The following is a 24553-nucleotide window of genomic DNA, read 5'->3' as shown; positions in this document are numbered from 1 at the left end:
AAATTTTTTCTTGCTACTTAATTTCATCCAGTACTTTTTCTAGACATTCTATATAATGTTTTAGTGAAAATTTAGTTTGTTGATTCAAATATCCTTGTTCACCTAGAGATTTTCTTCTTACTTCATCAGTTATCAATTCGTTCATTTTGCTAACCAATTCCTCACTATTTTCATAGTCTACTAAAAAACCATTTTCATCATCCTGAATGATTTCTAGTGGTCCACCATGTTTCGTAGCTATTACAGGAATTTTTCTTGCCATAGCTTCCAAAATAACTAAACCGAATGGTTCTGGTTTAATTGATGGCAAAACAAAAATATCTATTGAACCGTAAAAATCATTCATATTATTCACTAGGCCTAAAAATAAAATTTGTTCTGTTCGATTTATTTTTCTCACATACTCCAATAACTCTTCTTTGATATATTCTTCTCCCGAAAAAGTATCTCCCGCTATTACAAACTTTACATCAGGATAATCAACTAAAATTTGATTTGCTGCATCTATAAATAATTTTTGACCTTTCCATCTATTTATTCTGCCAGCCATACCAATAGTAATTTTATTACTAGTTTTTAAAGATGGTATTTGAATATTATCTGTATCAATAACGTTATGTATCACTGTCCCCTTTTTTTTATCAGTAATGGAGTTTAGTGTAGCATTACTATTACAAATGATCTTATCAGAAAATAAGTTAACTATAGTGGAGATAATTTTTCGTTCAACTGGATTTGAGATTATTTCTCTAATATGCCAAATTGATTTTTTTCTCTTTAGTTTCGCAGTAATTGCTCCAGAAAAGACAACAGAAGTATTTGTGTATACAATATCTATTTTTGATTTATTTATATACTTCATAAAAAAATAAAGTGAGGATATCGTATGTTTCAGATAGCTTAACATGCCAAAAAAAGAAAGATTTTTTCTTCTCAAAACTGCATATGAGTATATACTAACTGAACAACCCTCAATTTTTTCGAGTTCTTCTCTTAATTTCCCATCAGTTGGCAGTACAACAAAACACGAATACTTTTTTTTATCCAAATGTTTTATCATATTTAACAGTGAGCGGTCCGAACCATACAATTCTGCACTAGAGTGTATAAATAAAATAGATTTTGTCATTTATCTACACTCTCCTTAAAGATGTATTCATAATCTAAAACAATTTTCTCCCAGCTAAAATATTCATAGACTCTTCCTTTAGCTAAATTACCTATATTTTCAATTACTGGTTTGGTCATCCTCTCAGAATTATCAATAACTTCAGATAAGTCATTTTTTTCCCAATAGATAGCTCCATTTTCTGCAACTTCTTTATTAAAACTAACATCCAATAGTAAATTCACTTTTGTTGATGCCAAAGCCTCTAAAAGCGATGGATTCGTCCCGCCAACTTCGTGACCATGCAAATAGGCAAATGCATTTTCACGTATGTATTTCAGTAGCTCTTGATCGTAGACTGTTCCTACAAATTTTATACGCGGGTCCTTATCAAAACCTGTCTCTTTTTTCAACTTGTTGTAAAATTTATTTTCTTCAATATTTGTTACCAAAACAAAGTCTTTTTTTGTGTCAGATTTCATAAACTCTTTGATCATTGTCTCATAATTATTTTCAGGGACAAACCTTCCAACAACCAGATAATAGCCTTCGCCCCCAATATTTTTTTCTTTGAACCAATCCTTCACCCGTGCATCAGTTGCCGAAAGTGTTGATTTGCTTTGTTCCGTTCCATAAGCAATATAAGTTGTTTTAGGCGTATATTTTTCATAATCGGTCTTAATATATTTTTCTATATTCAAGCTATCACAAATCATCAAGTCTGCATGCTTTACCATTAACTTTTCTGAAAATTTCCAGTATCTACGAACAGGATAACTCCATTTGGCTCTTAACCATTCATGACCATCGGGATTTACATAAAGTTTTCCCTTAATTTTCTTGATCTTTTTTTTATAATGATTGAGAAACGGACCTATTCGACATGCTAATATATAAAAAATCGGTTCTATATCACTATTTTTTTTAGCTAGCTCGATGGCATAATCTAATGCTTTTACATCATAATAAATGGCTCTAGCTGGACCGATATTTGGCACCGCTATATTAAAACAGTCTGCTTGATTATATTCAAAATGCTGTTCTCCATCTCCGTATAGATCGTCTCCTACATTCATACAAGCGACATGATACTGAATACTTCTAGACTGCTTGTACTCTGTCAACTTCTCAACAAAAGTTTCAAAACCTCCATACTTAGCTGGAATCCCCTTAGAGCCAATAATATATACATGCTGAATCTTTTTTTTCATTAATAAGCTCCTCTAGAAAAAAACATCACGATCACAGTTTGAAACATGATTTTCAGATCATTCCAAATAGATTGATTCTCAATGTACTCCAAATCAAACTCGACCATTTCATCAAAATGAACATCGTTTCTACCTCTGACCTGCCATAATCCTGTACAGCCAGGTTTCACATTCAATCGTTGTAGATCACGTTGTGTATACTGAGAGACTTCTCTTTCTAACGGAGGTCGTGGCCCAACGAGTGACATGTCACCTTTTAAAACATTCACTAATTGGGGTAGCTCATCAATGCTTGTTTTGCGTATTTTTTTTCCTATTTTTGTTACTCTTGGATCGTTCTTGATTTTGAACATAGCCCCTTCGATTTCATTTTGCTCAACTAGATCATGAAATTTTTCTTCTGCATCTGTGCACATCGAACGAAATTTATACATTGTGAAGTGACTACCTTTTTTTCCGACCCTTTCCTGAGAAAAAACAACTGGTCCATTAGGATCTTCTTTTCTGATCAAAAATGCGACAATAAGAAATACAGGGCTTAATAAAATCAAGCCGCAAAGACTACCAACAATATCGATCGTTCGTTTGAGTACGCGAAAACGAATAGATTGTGATTCAACTATCGATACAGAAATCTGCTTGTCAGGCTGTGATGTCTGCTCTTTTTTCTGAATATTACCTCCAACACTTACTATTTTTTCCTCCAATTTCAACACTCCTTTTATGATAGGGCAGGAACAAACTATTTACTGATGCTATTAGCTTTTCAGTTTTTTTCGAACCTCAACAGCTGCTGATCCCAGCATTCCCTAATATTTCAGTTAATTTAAGATACAACCAATATCAAAAATCACATATACCAACACCTAATAATATGTACAAAAATTATATAAAACTCTTACGCTCACATTTTCCTATTTCGTTTAAAACAGTCGAAATCTTTTCTTTTGTAGCTCTTCAAATTCCAATGTCTGGACAGAATCACCATTTAAAATATCTTTCGCAACCTGCTGCATCGCTTCAACATGCGCAGTTCCCATATCTTTAGCAATCGCATCGTACGCTTTCTTCATAAAAAATCCTCGTTTTTTTACATTATGAGCATCTGAAGCCATCGTAGAAACCATATTATGGGCAACCATTTGCTTAGCTGTTCGCTCGATTTGTTTTCCAAAAACACCAACGTAGCTAGGCGCTGTTAATTGAGCAAGGGCACCCATCTCCAAAAATGGCAACAACCGATTAGGATCTTCAATAAATTTATTGTTTCGCTCTGGATGCACAATGATTGGGATATGGTTTTCATCAAGTAGCTCAATAAAAAGAGGCTCTGCATATGCTGGAACATCGTTTGTTGGAAATTCGATCAAAATATAACGATTATTCAAGTCTGCAAATAAGATTTTATTTTCTTTGATCTGCTCTCTGATATTTCCAGTAATTCGAACCTCTTGACCTTCAAATAAGGTAAGAGGTATATTGCGCCTGTCCAGTTCTGCTTGTAACGCTGAAACACAGGATATGACCTGACCTGCTGGATTGTCATATCTGCCATTATTATGATGCGGCGTGCACAAAATGTGAGTAATGCCTTGTTTCACAGCCATTCTAGCCATATCAAGCGAGTCATCGATCGTTTTGGCCCCATCATCAATACCAGGTAATATATGACAATGCAAATCAATCATTGGTCTTTATCCTTTCTGCCTATTCTCATGAACCATAATAGTAGCCTTGATCTGTTATACTTTTAGAGCCGTTATAAACAACTCCTAAAATATTAGCATCTACAAGTTCTAATAAGTTTTTAGCTTTTAATAGAGAATCTCTTTTTGAGACATTTTCACGGACGACCAAGATCGTCCCGTCTGATTTTGAGGATACGATTTGTGCGTCTGTCACTGCCACAACAGGAGGCATGTCAAAGATGACCAAATCATATTGTTGTTTCAAATCTTGGATAAGCTCTTCCATTCTCCTAGAATCCAGTAACTCAGATGGGTTAGGCGGTTTAGGTCCGCTTGTCATAAGGAATAAATTATCAATGCCGGATGACTGAACGACCTGATGCAGCATAACTTCTCTGCTACCCAAAAGGGTACTCAATCCTCGAACATTGTCTAGCGAAAATGTTTTTGCTACCGTTGGTTTGCGCATATCTGCATCTACTAATAAAACGCGCTTCCCAGAATTAGCAAACACGATCGCTAAATTGGCAGAGGTCGTTGATTTCCCTTCACTTGGACCTGAAGAAGTAACGACTAATGTTTTTAAGTCTCTATCGATCATTGCATATTGTATGTTCGTTCTGATCGTTCGATACTGTTCAGATATCGGTGATGATTTATCTGCTAAAGTTATTAGACTGACTGCTTTTGTTTTTTGTTTTTTTTGATTTCTTATTTTATTTGACATTCTATACTCCTTTAAACTCGTGGACGACTTCTACGCGCTGGGGTAGAAGTATCTGAGTTAAGATCTTCTTTTTGAATGACTCTTGCTCCCTCTTTGGCAAAACCGCTATTTGGCTTGGAAACCGTTGAAGGTGAAGAGCGAACAACCTTGGCATTTAGCTCTTTAGCAGTCATGTTTGGAACAACACCTAATATCGTAAATCCTAATTCTTCTTCCACAAAGCTGTCATCTTTGATTGTCTTATCAAATAATTCTAAAATGAAGGAAGCCATGATTCCAAATAAGAGCCCTAATGCTAGTCCTATCAATAGATTGATTTTATCATTAGGTGACACTGGATTTAAATTGGCCGTCGCTTCTGAAATGATCGTAATCTTATCAACATTCAGCATGTCTTTTGCTTGCTCTTGGAAAACCAAAGCTGTCTGATTGGCAATATTTTGAGCAACCAATGGATCTGTTACTTTAGAAACGATCGAGAACATTTGAGAATTTTGAGACTGATTGACTGATACACTTGCCTTAAGTGCCTCAACAGACAAATCACTTTGATGGTCCACTTTCATCCTTTGCTGAACTTCCGTCATGACCGTATCACTTTTGATCAAATCTTTATACGTATTGATCATCTGAAGATTTCCATTGATATCATTCACATTCGTCGTTTCATTTTGCGGCAGACGAACAATCAATTGGGCTTGAGAACTGTATTTTGGCGTAATAACAAAATAGGTTAAAACTCCAGCACCCCCTAACCCTAAAAACATACTAACGATAATTAGACCTATACGTTTTCTTAAAACTCCGATGAGTTCTTGTAAACTTATTGTTTCTTCCATTTTTTCCTCCATTACTACACAATTAATTATAATTTTAAGCTTAAGCAAGTACAAGGGTATTCGACTAATAAAATGTTATCAACTTTTTCGATATTTTTTAAAATAATTGATAATTTATTTAAAAAGCAATCGATATATCGCATTATTATTTAATAAATATTAACTAAATTGGGTCTTCCAACGAATTTTCCTCACCAACAATTTGGGCATTCATAAGCTGATCGATTTGTTCTAACCGTTCTGACAACCCTTTTCTCAGCGTTGTATTCTTCACCTGTGTGACTAGGTTGAAGTGGTGGATAAACGTTTCAAGCGTCGCTTCACTCGTTAAAGCTTGTCCATCGATCATTTTATCGATTCCTTGTTCGATTTCGTTATACAGCTTCACTTGAACATTCATCTCATTTAAAAATGCACTGATACTATTTGACCACAAGCTATTAAATTGAACGACATCATTATGTAATTTAAGCAAATTCTCTACAGTGGCATTTTCATTGATTATCACAGCGTCACTAGTGGATTCCCAATTTTCTGGTGCTTGAACCAACATTTCCTGTAATTGCTGCTGAATCGTATATTTAGTTTTAATATCTGCTACCTTAGAAAGCAATACTTGTTTATCTTTTGATAATTGTGAGGTATCCAAAGGCAATTGTTCAGACTTGAGTCCAAAGTCAGAAGCTTCTGTCTTTAATTGATTGATTTTACTTTCTAGTTGTTTGATTTGTACTTCTTCTATTGATTCAGCCAAAAACTCTTCCGTTTCATCTTTGTATAGCTTACTGAGCTGTTTATCCAAAAACGTGATTTTTTCTGTTTCATTTCTTATCGTTATTTCTGCATAATCGATTTTTTGTTGTCGTCGTTGCTCAGCATTCATACTTACTCCTAAAAAACAAATCAACAACGAACTACCAATAACTGCTATGCAACTAACCCTTTTTATCAGATTCATATTTACCCAACCAAAATTATTCATTTTGACACTCCCTTAGTTCTCCAAAGCGATCCTTTTGTTTCGACCAGACAAGCTCTCCCTGCATACTAGTCTATTTTGATCGATTCTAAAAATGCTATATAAGCTGCCTGTTCACCCGTTTCATCGATCTGTATTCTATTGAACTTTCCATCCGTAAAATCAACTAAATCACCTGACAGGACGTGTGTCACACTTGCATTACCGATCAATTCCATCCAATACCCTTCAGCATCGTCTTCATGAACAACTGTTTTTACAATTCCTCCCACATTTTTAACTGTGACTGTTTCTCCAAATGTTCGCTCATTCAACAATGCATACATCAAACTGCTCGCACACATTGCTGTTCCACATGCGCTTGTGAAGCCTACTCCACGTTCATAGGTCCGAACAAATAATTGATTTTCTCCCAAAATCTCAACAAAGCTGACATTGATTCCATCTGGGAAAAGCGGATTCTCTCCATTGACATAAGCTGCAATCCGTTCAAACTCCGGACTAACCAACATTTGATGGTCTACAAATGCAATAAGATGAGGATTTGGAACTGCTACTACAGAAAATTTTATTTCATCAGATAGTTCTGGTATCACTTCATCAATAATTCTATTTTTATTCGTCACCATCGGTATTGCCTCTGCTTCAAAACGAACAGGTGAGATCTCCACTTGATAGGTAGCTACACCTTTGCCTAATTCTTCGGCTCTGCGGACTTTAAGATCCGCAAACATCGTTTCTACTATAAACGACTGCTTATCATGCTTTTCAGATAAATATCTAGCAACTGTTCGCAAGCCGTTTCCGCACATACTCGCTTCACTGCCGTCTGAATTAATGACACGCATCTTTGCTAATGCTTCACCTTGTTTCGATGCTTCAACAAGCAATAATCCGTCCGCGCCTCCAAGCAATCCGTTTTTACGATCGCATAAGCGAATACGTAGGTCTTCAAGTTCTTTTTTCGTAAAAGGACGCTCTAACTGTAATTGATCAATCAAAAAAAAGTCATTTTCTGACCCGTGGACCTTCTGTATTTTTAGATTCATTCTCATCAAGCTCCTTCAACTATCTTTTTCCTACTATTAGTATGCCACAAATAAAAAGAGGAAAACAGTACATTTTACTGTTTTCCTCTGAAAAGATAGAATTTCTATTATTCTCTACTTATTTTGCTGCAGCAAAATGTTTGTTTACTTCATCCCAGTTCACAATGTTCCAAAATGCGTCAATGTATTCTGGACGAACATTTTTATAGTTTAAGTAATACGCATGTTCCCAAACGTCTAAACCTAAAACTGGTGTTTTGCCTTCCATTAAAGGAGAATCTTGGTTAGCAGTTGATGTTACTTCTAATTTGCCGTTATTTAAAACTAACCATGCCCAACCAGAACCGAAACGTCCTGTTGCAGCAGCTTTAAATTCTTCTTTTAGTTTGTCAAAGCTACCAAAAGCTGAATCGATCGCATCTTTGATATCTCCAGTTGGTGCGCCGCCTGCATTAGGTGCCATGATGTTCCAGAAAAATGCATGGTTCGCATGTCCGCCACCATTGTTACGTACAGCAGTACGAATATCTTCTGGGATCGCATCCATGTCAGAAATCAATTCTTCTATAGATTTTGAACCAAGTTCAGGGTGTTTCTCAATTGCAGCATTTAAGTTCGTCACATAAGTGTTATGGTGTTTGTCATGGTGTAAATGCATTGTTTCTTCGTCGATGTAAGGTGCCAACGCATCATAAGCATAAGGTAATTCTGGTAAAGTGTAAGTCATAAAAAATCCCTCCATTTAAGTAAGTATAAATTTTCATACATTTATAGCATAACAGATTTTATGCTAACCTTCAAAGTAATTGCTTACAAAAATTTGCACGACACTTGTTTTTACAGGTTAACTCCTTTAAAATGACGACTGTACGTAAAATCAAGTCAGGAGAAAATCTATGAATACATTCACATTATTTAAACACGCTTTTTTTCAATTTTCCGAACTTCATAAAGCAAAGAACACGCCCTTTTGGAAAGTCATTTTGTACATCCTTTTTTTAAGTGTGATTCTTGCTTTTCCATTAACAAAACAAATATTTTCTATGGTTCAGGATATCAAAAATGATGGTCAAAAAATCGCTGAAAAATTACCTGATTTTACAATTGCCGATGGTCGATTAAAAACAGATCCTTCTACCAAAGGTTTTATTTATCAAACAAATTCGATCATCTTCACCTTCGATCCGGAAGGAAAACGTTCACTCAGTGATATTACCGCTGATTCTGTGGGAAATGCAGTCAGTGTCGGTTTTTTAGATGACGAGTTTGTTGTTTCCTTACCAAGTTCTGGGACGGCAGATGCCCTATTTGGCACAAGTCAGTTTGAAGCGCCTTATTCACAAGGTACTCTAGATGGCTTGAACAGTCAAGATTTGAAACAAGCACTAGATGAATCGAATGTGCCATTTTGGCTCAAACTCATTGTTTTTGTAGTTACATTGTATCCAGCATTTATTAATTTGATCATCAATCTATTGCTGATCACGATCGGTGCCAATCTTTATAGTAAGGTTCGTTTATACAAACTGCGCTTTCTTGATTGCTTAAAGATAGTTGTCTACTGCTCAACCTTACCAGTGATCGTCAGCAGCTTACTCCAACTATTGGTCAGACCTTTTGATGATAGCTTTTTGATCATTCTCGTTTCGCTGATGCTCTTTTTCTTTGCTACCCGAAAAGAAGCGCGGCAAGAACCACCGACGATCTAATCTTTTTGATGATGTTAAGAAGAAATCTTAAACTTTTCTTACATTCTCAGATTTATCATTATGTGTTAAGATAGACGTTGAATTATACTTATTGAGGAATTAACAATAAAAAAACTGTACGACAAAATAAGGAGAGAATCTATTATGGGAGAATTGACCCATCGTAAAAATACACGTCCGGTTAAAATCGGCGACTTAACGATCGGCGGAAGTGATGAATTATTTATCCAAAGTATGTGTACAACAAAAACACATGACATTGAAGCAACAGTTGCGCAAATCAAACAATTGGAAGAAGCAGGTTGCCAGATCGTGCGTGTGGCTGTTCCTGATGAAGCAGCAGCGAATGCTTTAGGTGCCATCAAAAGTCAAATCTCGATTCCATTAGTCGCAGATATTCATTTTGATTATCGTTTAGCACTGAAAGCAATCGAGCAAGGCGTAGATAAAATTCGGATCAATCCAGGAAACATCGGTAGAAAAGACCGCGTAGAAAAAGTAGTTACTGCTTGCAAAGCCAAAGGAATCCCTATTAGAATCGGTGTAAATGCTGGTTCTTTAGAAAAGAAATTCTTACAGCAGTACGGCTATCCAACTGCCGAAGCAATGGTTGCTAGTGCTGTAGAACATATCAAAATTCTTGAAGATCTAGACTTTTATGACATTATCGTTTCATTAAAAGCTAGTGATGTGAATCTGGCGATTGAAGCATATACTTTGGCTGCTCAAACATTTGATTATCCTTTACACTTGGGAATCACTGAAGCTGGAACGAAATTTTCCGGCGGAATGAAATCTGCTGCTGGACTTGGGGCTTTGCTTTCCCGCGGCATTGGAAATACTTGCCGAGTTTCACTATCTGCAGATCCTGTCGAAGAAATCAAAGTAGCTAAAGAAGTTCTAAAAGCATTTGGTTTAGCAAGTAATGCTGCGACATTGATTTCTTGTCCTACTTGTGGACGTATTGAAATCGACTTGATTCCGATTGCTAATGAAATCGAAGAATATATCGAAAAGATCAAAGCACCGATCAAAGTAGCTGTTTTAGGTTGTGCCGTGAATGGTCCTGGTGAAGCTAGAGAAGCAGATATCGGTATCGCTGGTGGAAACGGTAAAGGAATGTTGTTTAAAAAAGGGAAAATCATCCGTACAGTTCCAGAAGAGATCATGGTTGAAGAGTTGAAAAAAGAAGTAGATCTTCTAGCAGCCGCTTATGCCCGCGGTGAAGAAATCTAATTTGAACCATACTATATTTGAAAGGATTGAACGACTCATAGTTCAATCCTTTTTAGTTTGACTTCGTTTTTTGTTACAATGATGATGCAGGGAGGAATCAAAATGGGACAACCAATTATTTATCTTTTTGAAAAAATGAAGGAAGAACAAGTGGAGGATATTCGAAAGACAGCTGTTGATCATATCGTTGTTGATGCTCACAGAGAAACACCCCAAATAATCAAGGATGATATTGAAATCATGTTAGGCTGGGATAAAGAGTTAGGCCAATATCTTCTGGACTCTGAAACTAGTCGTTTAAAATGGGTACAATCGATTTCAGCAGGTGTTGATTCCTATGATTTAGACCGCTTTGCGGAAAAAGGCATTCTTTTGTCAAACGCAAGCGGTATTCACAGTGTTTCGATTTCAGAACACGTATTAGGTGTTTTATTCGCGGCTTTCCGTGGGATTCGTACAAGCATCATCAATCAGACAAATCGGATATGGAGCCGAGAAAATATTTCCTATAAGCAATTATCTATGCAAAAGATATTGATCGTCGGCACTGGAAATATCGGTCAACAGCTGGCCTTATTTGCTCAAGGTCTAAATATCCAGCCATACGGTATCAACACATCAGGACATGTCACTCCTGGTTTTATTGAATGCTACTCACAAAAAAACATGCAGCGGATCATCAAAGAAATGGATATCGTTGTAAATATTTTACCGTTAACCGATGAAACCTACCAAATGTACAATGAATCAATGTTTCTCGCGATGAAACCAGGAACGGTGTTTGTCAATGTGGGCCGTGGACCATCTGTCAACACAACTGACCTGATCGAAGCACTAAAAAACGGTCAGCTGAGTTTTGCTGCTTTAGATGTTTTTGAAGAAGAACCTTTGCCGTCAGACAGCCCTTTATGGACTATGGAAAACATGCTAGTAACACCTCATATTTCTGGACTCACCCCTCAATTTAAAACAAAGCTGTTAGCTATCTTCAAACAAAATCTGATCCAATTCTTATCAGATGGCACACTAGCTAAAAATGAAATTGCTCTGAGCCAAGGCTACTGAGCACGTCAAAAAGACCAGCCTTAGATTCTCAATGAGATCAAAGCTGGTCTTTTCTGATTACTTTCTAATTCTGTTATTCTTTATTATCTTGTTCTGTTTCCTTCACAAGATAAATCGGGCGTTTTTTCGTTTCCAAAAAGATCTTTCCAATATATTTACCAATGATCCCAAGACAAAGAAGTTGCAGCCCGCCTACAAACAAAATGATACAAACCATAGACGGCCATCCGCTAGTTGGGTCACCAATAATGATCGTTCTAAAGAAAATCACCAGCATCGCAATGACTGATCCAGCACAAGAAAGAGCGCCTACATAAGAAGCTAGGTTCAAAGGCATTTCCGAAAAGTTAACGATACCGTCGATGGAATAACTCAATAAACTCCAAAATGACCAAGAAGTAGATCCAGCTACACGTTCACGATTTTCATAAGATAAGTATTCTGTATTAAATCCGACCCAGCTAAAAATCCCTTTTGAAAAGCGATTATATTCTGTCAATTCTAGAATCCCATCTACCATTTGACGCGTCATCAAACGAAAATCTCTGGCACCATCGACCATCTCTGTTTCACCGATTTTATTGACTAAGCGGTAGAACATTCGAGCAAAAAAACTACGAATTGGCGGTTCACCTTCGCGATCACCACGTCTAGTACCAATACAGTCCAATTCTTTATTTGCTTCCAACATTTGAATCATTTGCGGTAATAGTTCAGGCGGATCCTGTAAATCAACATCCATCACAGTAACTAGACTGCCGCGAGCTTCCTTGAGCCCTGCGTACAACCCTGCTTCTTTCCCAAAGTTGCGAGAAAAAGAAAGATAGCGGACTTTATCAGGATGAGCTTTATACAATTTTCTTAATGATTCCAACGTCCCATCTTTTGACCCATCGTTAATAAAAATATATTCAATGTCATATTTGATCTGCACGCTGATTTTTTCCACTTCTTCAAAGAATAATGGAATGGATTCCTCTTCATTATAACAAGGAACAACAATCGACAACATAAGCTTTCCTCCAAAAAACATTCTTTTTTGATTATAACATACATCTAACGGTGAGTTACAAAAAAATGGACAGAGATTTTTGTTTCCTTCTGCCTCCAATTTTTTCTAAAGAAAAATCACCAATCATTAAAAGAAATATTATCGAAATAAATAACCAATATTTTTTAATTAAAACAAAAAAATATAGCCATTAATATTAGGATAACACCTGATTTCCCGAATAATTAAAGGATTAACCTAATTTTAAACAATCATTACATTTTCATTTCTATTTAATTATATAATTGAAATTTGGTCAAAAAGTGGTTATTATAATACCATAGATTAATTTTTATACATTGAATTTATAAGTTATGAATTTTTATATGATCTTTTTTTCAGAATATTTTAAATAGTAGGGAGACTAAATATGTTAGAAGAAATTTTATTAGATGATTCTGCTCAGCGCAAGCTCATCGTTTTCAATCAGCTCATAGCAACTGCAGACGGTACATATAGTGTTCATTATTTTGAACAATTCACTGATTTTTCTTATGCACGTTTAAATTCGATTTTTGCTGATATCCACGACGATCTTTTAGAAAAGCAAAATATCGAATTGTTGAACAAACAAGGCAAAGTCCAGATCGATAATGCTGCTTTACGGGATATTCCCTATCATCAGTTTTTATTCAGGAAGAGCTTGTCTTACCAATTTTTACTTGCAACCATCTTAGAACGTAACTACACTATTGATAATTTCTGTAAAGATCATTATATCAGCCGAGCGTCCATCATCAGAAAACTTCAACCACTTATCCGCTACCTAAAAAGCTTTAACGTCCAACTAAACTGCTCCCAACTTCAATTAAGCGGAGAAGAGAATTTGATCCGTATCGTCTATCTAAACCTCTTCTGGATCGCGTCTTATGGAGAAGATCTTTTTATAGCTTTGGAAGAGCCTAAACGCGGAATGGACTTATTTGACTCAGAAGACCATCAATGGATGACCTATACCGAACCTAGAGAATGGTACTTATTAAAAACCATCTCAAAATTACGGATCAAGAAAAAACATTACATAATAGAACCGCCATTTAAAGAATTGATTTTTCCCGAAGTAAATGCTTCATTTGTCAGAGAGTTACAGCAAATGAACGTACCTTCACATTACATAGAAAGAGAAAAAACCTTTTTATCTTTCATGATGTTCTACTGGAGTATTTATTTTTATGCAGATGACCCTAGAATGCATTATGTGAAAGAATACATGAACAGCGATCATCAGCCCTTTGGAAACCTGATCGAACGATTTGAAGAATTTTATCTTCCACTATGTTCAGAAAAAAAGTTATCACCCAATGAACAAGAAATACTAAATATCAATTTTTTCAATACTTGCCTCAATCATTCTGTAGTAAAAGGATCTTTGCCATTAGCTATCAATTTTATGGAAGATTTCATCAAAGATCAACAACCTTTATTTGTTCATCTTTCAAAAAAAGTCAGAACATTTTTAACGTCTCTTACATCTGAGCCGGAATTTGCCTGGATCAAAAATAATCTGAATGATTTAGTCTATATCTGTTCTTTTTTCCTACTTCCTTTTTATCAAAGAAGTAACACTAAATATCGTTTAAAAGTTGGAATCATTCTATCACCGAATGCTATTTTTCTGCAGTCACTTTTTGACTTCCTTGAAAAACTATCATTTATCTCCGTTTCATTTGTTACTTCAACTTCTGACGACAACTATGACTTTTACATCGCAACATCGAAACTTTTACTGCCGGATAAGGCGAAGCAAGAAGAAAATTACCAAATCATTCCTTTGTCTCCATTACTGGATTATCAAGTAAATCTGATTGATAATCTACACCAAAAATATACTGAAAAATCTACTGCTTTGATTGCTTAAGTAAACTAAAAAGGAAAGAGTTGCATGGACCATAACTCTTTCCTTTTTATGTTGATTTTACTGCTGTAAATCTTCTTTATTTTCAGCAAATACATATTTAGGCTCGTCTTTTTCATGATCGTAATCAACTAAGAGATCATATCCTTTAAAAAACCAGTCATCCGTTTCCTCAATGAAATAAGTGATATCATCAATAACCTCTTTCACCATCGGTTGATCTGGTGCCTCAACAGACATCGCAATGGAAAATCCATCATGGACATCTGTTTTCCCATAAATTTTACCGAAAAAGCGAATACCACTATCAGAAGTAACGCCTACTTCATTTTTAAACCATTCTTGTGCTTCTGGTGTAATCGTTAATTTCATCTCTATCTCTCCCCTTTGCTCTCACTTGTTATTCTAGCATAAAGTTTAAGGTTCATAGAATAAAGTGCTTACGTTTTATTGATTCATCTTTTCATCCAATAAATCAACGTCATCTGTTTCGCCTACTACTAATAAATTATCATTTTCCCGAACAATTTCTTCCGCTGCTGGTGAAGCGATCACTTCTGATTTAGAACGTCTGATTGCAACAACGGTCAAACCAAAACGCTGACGAAAGTTTAGATCACCTAGCGTTTTCCCATAAAATTTCGGATTCGACACACGTACTTCTGCCAAGGAAACATCATTCGATAATTCGATATAGTCCAAAATATTTCTGGATACTAGTTTATGAGCAACTCTGATTCCCATATCACGTTCTGGATGAACGACTAAATCGGCACCGATTTTATCCAATACTCTTGCATGATATTCATTGACTGCTTTCGCCAATACATTAGGGACACCCATTTCTTTAACCATTAATGTGACTAAAATACTGGCTTGAATATCTTCACCAATTGCTACAACTACATGATCAAAGTTACGAATACCTAAAGATCGCAGTGTCGTTTCATCTTGGGCATTTGCTACAACTGCATGTGTTGCAATATTCATATATTCATTTACACGATCTTCATTGCTATCAATAGCTAAAACTTCTTGACCAGATTCGATCAGCGTCTGACATATACTCCCGCCAAATCTCCCAAGTCCGATAATTGCAAAATTCTGTTTCATCCTTACTTCTCCTAGTTTCAAATTTAATCTAAGTATATCAAACCAATAGGTAATTGAACAGGAACACCAATCAATCTGATCCTTCTCTATATCTACAAAAAAAGCGAATAAAGCAACCACTATGAGGCGATTTTATCCACTTTCGGTCTTATTCTATTTTGCCAATCCGTGTTGAAACGCGTAAATCGCTGCTTGTGTACGATCTTCGACATCTAATTTTGCTAATATATTCGACACATGCGTTTTTACTGTTTTAAGGGTAATAAATAATTCATCTGCAATTTCTTGATTACTGCGTCCTTTAGCAATCAACATCAAAATTTCATGCTCACGATTCGTCAAGTCTTCATGTAAAACAGGTTCTTGCTTTTTCGTTAAACGCTCCATCATCTTCGTCGTCACTTCCGGCTCTAAAACACGTTCACCTCTAAAAATTTTACGAATCGCATCAGCAATTTCATGCGCTGTCGATGTTTTTAGTAGATAGCCAGCAGCCCCAGCTTCAATTGCAGGATAAACCTTTTCATCATCAATAAAACTGGTTACAATAATGATCCGAGCTTCAGGCCAGTCTTTTAGAATCGCTTTCGTGGATTCAATACCATCCATGTCATCCATAACTAAGTCCATCAGGATCACATCTGGTCTTAACTCTAACGCTTTCTCATAACCGATCCGTCCGTTTTCAGCTTCACCGACGACCTCGATATCATCTTGAATCGATAAATAAGAGGATACACCTAAACGTACCATTTCATGGTCATCCACTAACATTACTTTGATCACTTATACATACCTCCTCGTATAATAAAGTTATCAGATTTATTCTGATATTTTGTTTTCATCCCCGTTGGGGTATGATTATTTCGTACAGATAGAGGGCATAGTTTTTCCTCCTTGAAGCTTTGTCTTCCTAATTAAGACTGATGCCTCTTCTCTACGGACTGTATATGAATGAGCTGGATAGAACCGTGTTTCTGAATCTCTCACGAGGCTATATCGTCCCTAGAGTTTGAGGAAAACCTTATCTGTAAACTCTTGTTGAAAGGTGTTGATTGTATGTTCTTTATCGGTATTGATATTGGAAAACGAAACCACGAAGCAGCTCTACTTGATGAACAAGGGAAACTACTTGGAAAAACACTTCGCTTTGCCAATTCTAAACGCGGGAGTGAACAGCTCCTACAATTTATTAATCAGTATGAACTATTGCCTGATACTACTATGATTGGAATGGAAGCAACTGGTCATTATTGGTTATCGATTTATTCATTTCTACATCGATTGGGATTTCATGTAACAGCTTTTAATCCGATTCAATCCGATTCTCTTCGAAATTTCTATATCCGTAAAACCAAAACGGATACCGTGGATTCAGTCTTAATTGCACAAGTAATGCGTATGGACTTACCTGACCCAACCCAACTGCCTAAAGAAGAAATTTTTCAATTAAAACAGTTGGAACGGTTTCGTTACAGCGTTGTTGATAATATGTCGGACTTGAAACGGAAAGTTATTGCTTGTTTGGATCAAGTGTTTCCAGAATATAATCAGCTTTTTTCCGATATGTTCGGAAAATCTTCTACACAGTTATTACTTCAATCTCCTTTGCCAGAGGATTTGGTAGAAATTGACTCCGATAAATTAATCCAACTGCTGAATCAAGCGAGTAATGGTCGCCTAGGGCGATCCAAAGCGGAACAAAAAGTGAATCAGCTAAAAGGTATCGCAGAGTCTTCTTTCGGTATTAGCATTGCGACAGATGTTTTCAAGCTTCAAATTCAATTACTTTTAGAACAGATTCAATTATTTGAAAAACAAATTCATCAGCTTGAAGATGAAATGGTTCGGATTGTTGAAAAACAAGAAAATTTCCTCACGACTATTACAGGAATTGGTCCAATAACTGCCGCAGTTATCATAGGGGAAGTGGGCGATATTCATCGATTTGAACGCCCAAATCAATTGCTTGCTTTCGCAGGACTAGATGCCTCTGTCCATCAGTCTGGTGATTTTACAGGTACCCAAAATCATCTGTCAAAACGAGGCTCCCCCTATTTACGCCGAGCTATTTGGCAAGCAGCTTTTATTGCTTCTCAAAAAGATCCTGCTTTATCCGCTTATTACCAAGGTCTTAGAACTCGGGGGAAATCCCACGGAACAGCTATTGGAGCCGTTTGTCGTAAGCTTGTGAACATTATTTTCGCTATTTGGACAACGGATAAACCTTATGAAGTTCGTTTAACTTCTGAAACTGAAGCCTAGAAAATTTTAAACTATATGCTAGGCTTATTTGTCGTGCACTACAGTTGCACAACAAATAACTAAAAAAAATACTCGTTTTTACTTGACCTTTTCATAGCTGGCTTAATTTAAAAGCGGAACAAGCCGCTTAGCCTTGACAGAAAAATAGGAAAAAGTAAAATGTGGTGCTTTTTTGCCACAATTTATTTTTATCTTTTTTCCGAAAGGCTGGCTTGTGCAGCTGGATAACGATAATAGCGGAACAAGCCGCTTAGCCTTGACAGAAAAATAGGAAAAAGTAAAATGTGGTGCTTTTTTGCCACAATTTATTTTTATCTTTTTTCCGAAAGGCTGGCTTGTGCAGCTGGATAACGATAATAGCGGAACAAGCCGCTTAGCCTTGACAGAAAAATAGGAAAAAGTAAAATGTGGTGCTTTTTTGCCACAATTCATTTTTATCTTTTTTCCGAAAGGCTGGCTTGTGCAGCTGGATAACGATAATAGCGGAACAAGCTCTATTAGTCTCAATTAGAAGAGACGCTTTAAGACCCTCGCAACAAGCATTATTCTTCTAAGAGTGACTTATCTCAACACCTAAATCACAGGCACTTTGATCTCCACACTCGTTCCCTGCCCTTTAAAGCTTATGATTTTAACAGTACCACCCATTCCAGCAACTCGTTCACGAATATTTTTCAAGCCGTAACTTCCAGCTTTATTTCCATTTTCAGTCATATCAAATCCAACACCATCGTCAACTAATCTAAGTAAAACGTTCTTATCTACCTGATGCAGATAAACTTCTAACTCTTTTGCCTTAGCGTGTCGCAATGTGTTAGACAACAGTTCTTGGACGATTCTGAACAAATGATCTTCAATACTACTGTTGAGATGCACATCTTCTACATCCCAAGTCAGTTCAATTTTTATTTTTGTTTGTAATTCTATTAATAATTGCTCAATCCCCTTACGTAGGCTCTTTCCTTCTAAACTTACTGGACGTAAGTGAAGTAATAATGCTCGCATTTCAGATTGTGAAGCATTGATGACGTCTGTTACTATCACTAACTGCTTTCGAAACATTTCTGGTGTTTCACTGCGTTGGGCCTGCTCGTTTAAAGCCGATAACATCATCATTGCAGCAAACAGCTGTTGGCTCACAGAATCATGCAATTCCCGCGCCAAACGATGACGTTCTTCTTCCAGAATTTCTTCTTTTGTTTCTCCATCTACCATTTGTGGTCGACTATTCAATAATTGCAATTCTTTTGACATTTCAACTAATTTTTTTCTGATACTTAAAATGTCCTGATCCACCTCACCGATATATTGATCATTATCGGCATGGGGAACCTTTTTTTCAATCACCGGATTTTCATAGCTGCCTCTGGCAAGTAACCGTAGTTTTTCTTCAATTCTACCATACTGAGCTTTCTGAACAATAGATACGAGTAAAAAAGTCGACAAACCGACCAGCAGTGAAATCAAAAGCATATGGAAGATCAATGGAATGTAAAAGACTTTTCGCTGAATCAACTCCAGCATCCAGTTTTTTTGTTTGATCGAATAAAAGTATGAAAACAGCGTAAGCAGCACAACAATAAATGTGCTGCAGGCTGCATAAAGAGATAGCATTTGTCGAGACATCCTACCACTCATACACGAATCACCTCGACATCTCCGACCAGCGTATTTGTTATGATTTTCAGACGACGATTATTAGAATCGAAATCGTTACTGTAGACTTTCAACGATTCATTTTTCAAATGATATTTTTCTTCTTCAAAATTAACACTGCCATAAAAAGTAGAATGCTCCAAGGTTACCGCCACTCCTAGAGGAACTAAAATCCTCGTACGGCCAAAGCCTTTGCGAATAATGATAATACTGTCATCTTTCGGAAGTAAAGTATTCCCTAAGTCAACGATCGTATCACCGGAAATAATATCAATATTGATATCATCCCATTCATAGACATTGCTGCCGATACGTTCATTGGCAAACCAAGGACGCTTAAAACGACGGCCGCCTTTAGGTTCGACATTGGCCGTTTCGACCATGATCATTTGTTTCTTACGCCATGGTGCCCGTTGTGTGATATCCACTCCTGCGATTTCGACACCTTTTAGCCCGATGAATAAAACACCAATAACTAACATTAGCCAAAATGCCGGACTATTCATTACACCGATCAAAATCAAAATGATTCCTAAAACAAGTTGAAAATTATTAAAATTAGTACGATGAACTTTCTTCATCGCATAGACAACACTTAAAATACCTAAGACCATCAAAACTGCCAGGCCAGGGTTATGTATAATTTGCCACAAAGCAAAAATGAAAAGTAATGATTCAACGACGATAAAAAAGCGCCATGGATTATTCATGAAGATCCCCCCTTCTATGGAACTAGTATAGCTTAATTCCCGTATTAATGTTAGTTGCTAAAGCCCCATTTGGCTATAGGACTTTAGCCCTAATTTTTGAAGAAAACGAGAGGTTGAGCCAAAAAGTCAATCAGGTTCGAATAATTGGTGTAAAAATCGAACAATACGCTTTTCGTATTGCTCGATTTTCAGGAAATTGTTGAAAATCTTGACTCTTCTCCACCGTTTATTAAGTTTTAGAGTGCGAAACAAAACTAATTTTTCGTTTTGTTTCGCACTCTTTCAAAGGGTCAAATTTAGCTGACTTTGATAATTTTTACCTGCATATCTCCGCCAGGAGTAGCGATCGCTACTTGATCTTCTAATCGTTTACCGATCAATGCTTGAGCAATCGGTGAATCATTGGAAATTTTCCCAGAAAACGGATCTGCTTCTGCACTTCCAACGATCGTATATTCTTCTTCTTCACCATCCGGCAACTCAATAAACGTCACCGTTTTTCCGATAGAAACTTCGTCAGAATCAACGCCATCATTATCGATGATTTGAGCAAAACGGATCATGTTTTCTAAAGTTGTGATGCGCCCTTCTACAAAGGCTTGTTCATCTTTAGCTGATTCATATTCTGAGTTTTCAGATAGATCTCCAAAGCTTCTTGCGATCTTTATACGTTCAACGATTTCTTTTCGTTTAACTGTTTTTAATTCTTCTAATTCTTGTTCTAATTTTTCTTTTCCTTCAAGTGTCATAGGAAATACTTTTTCTGCCATGTTGAATTCTCCTTCTTAATCTACTACTATGGTTTATTTTAGTCTTTTTTGAAATTCCGTATTCAATCCACAAAAGAGTACCACGCTTTAAGCAAATTGTAAATAATATTCGCTTATTTTTTTATGGTAATTCGATCCAATCTTCCAGTTCTCTTTTGCAGCTTGATGGGAAAGCGAAACGAGCCCCGCCTATGTTCTAGGTTGGCTCGTAATTAAGATACGCACGTTTAACTATTATTCACTTTTTTCAGTGTCAGTATTGTTTACATATTTTTCTACATATTCCTGATGCTCTTCATATGTCTCAGCAAAATATACATTTCCTGTTGAAATATCTGCCACAAAATACAGATAATTATTCGGTGTTGGATTCAATACAGCATTGATTGCCTGCTCACTTGGACTGTCTAATGGTCCTGGTCCATAACCAGTATTTTTGTATAAGTTATATGGTGAATCGACTTCTAAGTCTTGATATGTCACTAATTCTTTATGTTCTCCTAGAGCATATAAAATAGAGATATCGGACTGCAGCGGCATATTTGCTGAAATTCTATTGAAGAAAACCTGCGCAATTTTTTTGCGGTCGTCTTCTTTGACACCCTCTTTTTCAACCAAAGATGCTAATGTCAAGACTTGCTGGATCGTCATTCCTTTTGCATGCACCATCGGAAGATACCCTTCCATCACACTGTTGGTTTTTGCAATCATTTGCTCTACAAAATCTTCGATCTTCGAATCTTTATAGTAATCATACGTTGCTGGGAACAAATAGCCTTCCAAACGGTAGCGAACATCTGCTGCTTCTCCAGCACTTCCTAGTAATTCTGGATACTTCTGGTTCATCGCATCGAAAAATTCTTGCTTCTTCATCAATTCGATAAACTGATCCTTTTTGAAGTCTGTATTTTTCTCGATGGCATCTCCGATCTTGTCGATATCAAAACCTTCCGGGATCGTCACCTTGCCATCTGCCAGTTGTGTTGGTTCTGCGGTGCCACCTTCTCTTAAAAGTGCTCCGATTTCATCAAGTGTCATATCCGGCGACATTTGATAGTAACCAGCTTGAAAGTCAGTCAGATTTTTGAATTTTGCATAATAATTGAATACCATGCCACTTTTGATGACTTTGCTTTCTTCGAGTATATTCGCGATCTTCTTATTAGAAGAGTCTTCAGGGATGTGAACCTGCACAAGTTTGGAATCCTTTTTGTTCAATGGCTCCAAGCCTGTTGTGACATATTTATAAAACGTAAAACCGAAAATCGCAATCACTAAAAGCAAGACTGAGGCTACGATCAACACGATCCGCCCTACGATTCGATCTTCTTTTTTCCTTGTACGTTTTTTTGATTTTTCATCCTGAGATTGTGCTGAATCTGTTGATTTCGATTGATCGATTCGCTTTGGTTGTTCCGAACTTCTTGAGCCGACAGGTTCGACCTCTGGTACGCCAGTTGGCTCCTCTGTATGATTATGTTGCTCTGTATGTTCAGTCTTATGATATTCTGCTTCATTATGCTGTGGTTGATTAGCGTTAGGATCAAAGGAAGCTGAATCATCATTGCCGATCTCTTCGCCGCGTAAAGAACGTAGCACTTGATCTTTGAATGAAGAGTTGGAATGATCTTGATTATTTTGGTTATCTTCTGCCAAAACAAATCCTCCTTACTTTCTATGTATCGTCTTTAACTTTTACCATTATACATGAAAGCTTTTTAAATTTAAACTTTTTTAGAGAAAAGTCACCAACTTGTAAGATTTGCTTGTACTTTTTTCATTCAAAAAATGAGACTAAGGTACAACTCTGTGAGTCGTCCTTAGTCTCTTTAAATGCCTGTAAACATTCGGTTCAAAGCTTTCTGATCAAATAACTACTCAGCGCTAAGAGCCGCCATCGTAATGTAGTTATATGGTTGATTAAAATGCGGTAAGAAAAAGATATCTAAGAGTTTTAATTTGTCGATAGTCACTTTTTCTTCGATCGCCAATGAGAACATATGAATTCCCATCGAGATGTCTTCGTAAGAGGCCATTTGAGCGCCAATGATCCTACGAGACTCTTCTTCATAAACGATTCTGATTTTCACAGAGTTGTTTTCTTTCATGAAGCCTGGTTTTTGTAAATCTTCAAATTCTGTATGTTTGACTTTCAATCCTAGTTTTTCTGATTCCTGTACAGTCAAACCAGTCGAAACCATATGATAGCCAAAAATAGAAATACCATTTGAGCCCTGAACACCGATCGATTCCAGCGCTGTTCCTCCGACATTATGCGCAGCAACGATACCTGAACGGACAGCATTTGTTGCAAGCGCGATATAGGTCGTTTGTTGAACTGCATTAGAGAAGATCGTTGAACAATCACCTACGGCATAAACATCAGGATCACTTGTTTGTTGGTGAAGGTCTACTAGATATGCACCATTAGTAAACAATTCTAAGTGGTCTTTGCCTAATCCATTATTTGGTCTAAAACCAATTGCATTGATCACTAAATCAACAGCATATTCTCCTTTATCTGTGACAAGTGTTTCGACGTGATCACTGCCTTTATATTCTTTCGCTAACTCATTATAATGAAGGTCGATCCCATTATCTGCCAACACTTTATCCATGTCTTCTGTGAACCATTTATCATAGTAATTTGGCAAACATCTTTCAGCTGCATCAAATAATAAGACATTTTTCCCACGGCGTTTTGCTGCTTCGGCGATCTCAACTCCGATATAGCCTGCACCGATCACTGCCACTGTTTTGACTTCTGCTTTAGCCATTGCCGCATCAACGGTTTGTCCATCTTGGAAAAGTTTGAGAAATTCTACATTTTTTAGATTTCTTCCAGGAATATCCGGATTGATCGGTGCTGAACCTGTTGCTAAAATCAATTTGTCATAGGATTCTGTTAGTTCTGTTCCATCGTGTTTTTTGCAATAAACGATTTTTTTGTCAAAATCGATCCGCTCAACTGTTGTCTCCATATAGATTTTAGCGCCTTTTGCTTCAAAAGCTTCTTTATTCGTATAAAAAAGATTTTCGTATGATTCAATTTGACGTCCGACCCAAAGTGCTGTCCCACACCCTAGGTAGCTAAGATTCGTATTTCGATCGATCATAACAACTTCTTGGTCTGGGTAATTATCCAACAACGTGTTTGCTGCAGCGATACCTGCGTGATTTGCACCGACGATAACTGTTTTTATTTTGCTCATAAGACTCTCCTTTAAATGTGATTTATTGAACTTAATTATAACCGAAGAAAAGGCTTTCTTTTTTTCAATTTATCAGCGTTTGGCTAAAATATTTGAGAATATTTAATTTTTTTCATCAAAAACTCAGAATTTAAGACTGATTTATAAATAAATATCGTTATAATAGAAGTAGATGGAATACAAAAAATGACTATTCGTGTGAAGACTATGTCGATTTCCTTACCACTAAATATTTACATTATTCATAAAAAAGGAAACGAGGCACCACTTTCAAGCAACCATACGATGATGTTTCATGATAAGATTAAAT

General features: G+C 36.5%; 24 protein-coding genes. 5 read left to right on the top strand and 19 right to left on the bottom strand.

What is annotated here, in order from left to right:
* Window positions 1–13: 13 nt before the first annotated feature.
* From IGI58_RS11690 to IGI58_RS11650, 9 genes are all read right to left on the bottom strand, one after another.
* Entirely contained in the window at window positions 14–1129 is a 1116-nt protein-coding gene (locus IGI58_RS11690) for a glycosyltransferase family 4 protein (RefSeq protein ID WP_429953261.1), read from the bottom strand.
* Window positions 1126–2319 carry a beta 1-4 rhamnosyltransferase Cps2T gene (cps2T, locus tag IGI58_RS11685; protein ID WP_429953262.1) on the bottom strand — a complete coding sequence of 398 codons (1194 nt, stop codon included), beginning with the start codon at window positions 2317–2319 and terminating at the stop codon, window positions 1126–1128. The genes IGI58_RS11690 and cps2T overlap by 4 nt, the downstream gene beginning before the upstream one ends.
* A complete protein-coding gene (locus IGI58_RS11680; protein WP_225534964.1) occupies window positions 2319–2954 on the bottom strand; it encodes a sugar transferase in 636 nt (211 codons plus the stop codon). Before IGI58_RS11680 ends, cps2T begins: the two co-directional genes overlap by 1 nt.
* A gap of 288 nt (window positions 2955–3242) precedes the next feature.
* Complete coding sequence (locus IGI58_RS11675; RefSeq protein WP_429953263.1) at window positions 3243–4007, bottom strand: tyrosine-protein phosphatase; 765 nt, start codon at window positions 4005–4007, stop codon at window positions 3243–3245.
* 25 nt (window positions 4008–4032) lie between these two features.
* Window positions 4033–4734 carry a CpsD/CapB family tyrosine-protein kinase gene (locus tag IGI58_RS11670; RefSeq protein WP_429953264.1) on the bottom strand — a complete coding sequence of 234 codons (702 nt, stop codon included), beginning with the start codon at window positions 4732–4734 and terminating at the stop codon, window positions 4033–4035.
* A gap of 11 nt (window positions 4735–4745) precedes the next feature.
* Window positions 4746–5573, bottom strand: coding sequence for a YveK family protein (locus IGI58_RS11665; protein ID WP_429953265.1), 828 nt, complete (start codon window positions 5571–5573; stop codon window positions 4746–4748).
* Window positions 5574–5736: 163 nt separating this feature from the next.
* Window positions 5737–6555, bottom strand: a complete 819-nt coding sequence (locus tag IGI58_RS11660; protein WP_429953266.1) for a hypothetical protein — start codon at window positions 6553–6555, stop codon at window positions 5737–5739.
* Between the two features lie 65 nt (window positions 6556–6620).
* Window positions 6621–7601: a diaminopimelate epimerase gene (gene dapF, locus IGI58_RS11655; protein ID WP_429953267.1), complete on the bottom strand. Its 981-nt coding sequence runs from the start codon at window positions 7599–7601 to the stop codon at window positions 6621–6623.
* Window positions 7602–7719: 118 nt separating this feature from the next.
* The gene (locus IGI58_RS11650) at window positions 7720–8328 is read right to left on the bottom strand and encodes a superoxide dismutase (protein WP_429953268.1); all 609 of its coding nucleotides are present in this window, start codon (window positions 8326–8328) and stop codon (window positions 7720–7722) included.
* Between the two features lie 169 nt (window positions 8329–8497).
* Here IGI58_RS11650 and IGI58_RS11645 point away from each other — a divergent pair, with 169 nt between their 5' ends.
* The 3 genes from IGI58_RS11645 to IGI58_RS11635 all read left to right on the top strand — a co-directional run bounded on the left by IGI58_RS11645 (window position 8498) and on the right by IGI58_RS11635 (window position 11611).
* Window positions 8498–9310 (top strand): DUF1189 domain-containing protein, encoded by an 813-nt coding sequence (locus tag IGI58_RS11645; protein ID WP_429953269.1) that lies wholly within the window; start codon window positions 8498–8500, stop codon window positions 9308–9310.
* 144 nt (window positions 9311–9454) lie between these two features.
* Entirely contained in the window at window positions 9455–10546 is a 1092-nt protein-coding gene (gene ispG, locus IGI58_RS11640; RefSeq protein ID WP_087642276.1) for a flavodoxin-dependent (E)-4-hydroxy-3-methylbut-2-enyl-diphosphate synthase, read from the top strand.
* A 102-nt stretch (window positions 10547–10648) separates the two neighbouring features.
* Window positions 10649–11611: a phosphoglycerate dehydrogenase gene (locus IGI58_RS11635; protein WP_429953270.1), complete on the top strand. Its 963-nt coding sequence runs from the start codon at window positions 10649–10651 to the stop codon at window positions 11609–11611.
* A gap of 73 nt (window positions 11612–11684) precedes the next feature.
* Here IGI58_RS11635 and IGI58_RS11630 read toward each other — a convergent pair whose 3' ends face one another.
* On the bottom strand, window positions 11685–12623 hold the full coding sequence (locus IGI58_RS11630) for a glycosyltransferase family 2 protein (protein ID WP_225534928.1): 939 nt from the start codon (window positions 12621–12623) through the stop codon (window positions 11685–11687).
* A 409-nt stretch (window positions 12624–13032) separates the two neighbouring features.
* On the opposite strand from IGI58_RS11630, the gene IGI58_RS11625 reads away from it, so the two are divergent.
* Window positions 13033–14520 carry a helix-turn-helix domain-containing protein gene (locus IGI58_RS11625; RefSeq protein WP_429953271.1) on the top strand — a complete coding sequence of 496 codons (1488 nt, stop codon included), beginning with the start codon at window positions 13033–13035 and terminating at the stop codon, window positions 14518–14520.
* 57 nt (window positions 14521–14577) lie between these two features.
* Here IGI58_RS11625 and IGI58_RS11620 read toward each other — a convergent pair whose 3' ends face one another.
* The 3 genes from IGI58_RS11620 to IGI58_RS11610 all read right to left on the bottom strand — a co-directional run bounded on the left by IGI58_RS11620 (window position 14578) and on the right by IGI58_RS11610 (window position 16416).
* Window positions 14578–14889, bottom strand: a complete 312-nt coding sequence (locus IGI58_RS11620; RefSeq protein ID WP_087642272.1) for a HesB/YadR/YfhF family protein — start codon at window positions 14887–14889, stop codon at window positions 14578–14580.
* Window positions 14890–14964: 75 nt separating this feature from the next.
* Window positions 14965–15630, bottom strand: a complete 666-nt coding sequence (locus tag IGI58_RS11615; protein WP_088271290.1) for a potassium channel family protein — start codon at window positions 15628–15630, stop codon at window positions 14965–14967.
* A 153-nt stretch (window positions 15631–15783) separates the two neighbouring features.
* A complete protein-coding gene (locus IGI58_RS11610; protein ID WP_429953272.1) occupies window positions 15784–16416 on the bottom strand; it encodes a response regulator in 633 nt (210 codons plus the stop codon).
* A 273-nt stretch (window positions 16417–16689) separates the two neighbouring features.
* On the opposite strand from IGI58_RS11610, the gene IGI58_RS11605 reads away from it, so the two are divergent.
* Window positions 16690–17895 (top strand): IS110 family transposase, encoded by a 1206-nt coding sequence (locus IGI58_RS11605; RefSeq protein ID WP_429952432.1) that lies wholly within the window; start codon window positions 16690–16692, stop codon window positions 17893–17895.
* Window positions 17896–17997: 102 nt separating this feature from the next.
* Here the strand turns inward: IGI58_RS11605 and IGI58_RS11600 are convergent, their stop codons facing one another.
* The 6 genes from IGI58_RS11600 to nox form a co-directional block, all read right to left on the bottom strand.
* Window positions 17998–18327, bottom strand: coding sequence for a hypothetical protein (locus tag IGI58_RS11600; RefSeq protein WP_429953273.1), 330 nt, complete (start codon window positions 18325–18327; stop codon window positions 17998–18000).
* A gap of 141 nt (window positions 18328–18468) precedes the next feature.
* Window positions 18469–19533: a sensor histidine kinase gene (locus IGI58_RS11595; RefSeq protein WP_429953274.1), complete on the bottom strand. Its 1065-nt coding sequence runs from the start codon at window positions 19531–19533 to the stop codon at window positions 18469–18471.
* Entirely contained in the window at window positions 19530–20261 is a 732-nt protein-coding gene (gene liaF, locus IGI58_RS11590) for a cell wall-active antibiotics response protein LiaF (RefSeq protein ID WP_087642268.1), read from the bottom strand. Before liaF ends, IGI58_RS11595 begins: the two co-directional genes overlap by 4 nt.
* A 296-nt stretch (window positions 20262–20557) precedes the next feature.
* Window positions 20558–21031 (bottom strand): transcription elongation factor GreA, encoded by a 474-nt coding sequence (gene greA, locus IGI58_RS11585; RefSeq protein ID WP_087642267.1) that lies wholly within the window; start codon window positions 21029–21031, stop codon window positions 20558–20560.
* A 234-nt stretch (window positions 21032–21265) separates the two neighbouring features.
* Entirely contained in the window at window positions 21266–22432 is a 1167-nt protein-coding gene (mltG, locus tag IGI58_RS11580) for an endolytic transglycosylase MltG (RefSeq protein WP_422389718.1), read from the bottom strand.
* 473 nt (window positions 22433–22905) lie between these two features.
* The gene (gene nox / locus IGI58_RS11575) at window positions 22906–24243 is read right to left on the bottom strand and encodes a H2O-forming NADH oxidase (protein ID WP_429953275.1); all 1338 of its coding nucleotides are present in this window, start codon (window positions 24241–24243) and stop codon (window positions 22906–22908) included.
* Window positions 24244–24553 lie beyond the last annotated feature (310 nt).

The sequence above is a fragment of the Enterococcus sp. AZ020 genome (assembly GCF_050499205.1).
Classification (GTDB): domain Bacteria; phylum Bacillota; class Bacilli; order Lactobacillales; family Enterococcaceae; genus Enterococcus_L; species Enterococcus_L dunnyi.
The sequence above is the reverse complement of the archived record's forward strand: the minus strand, read 5'-3'. Positions and strand labels throughout refer to the sequence as shown.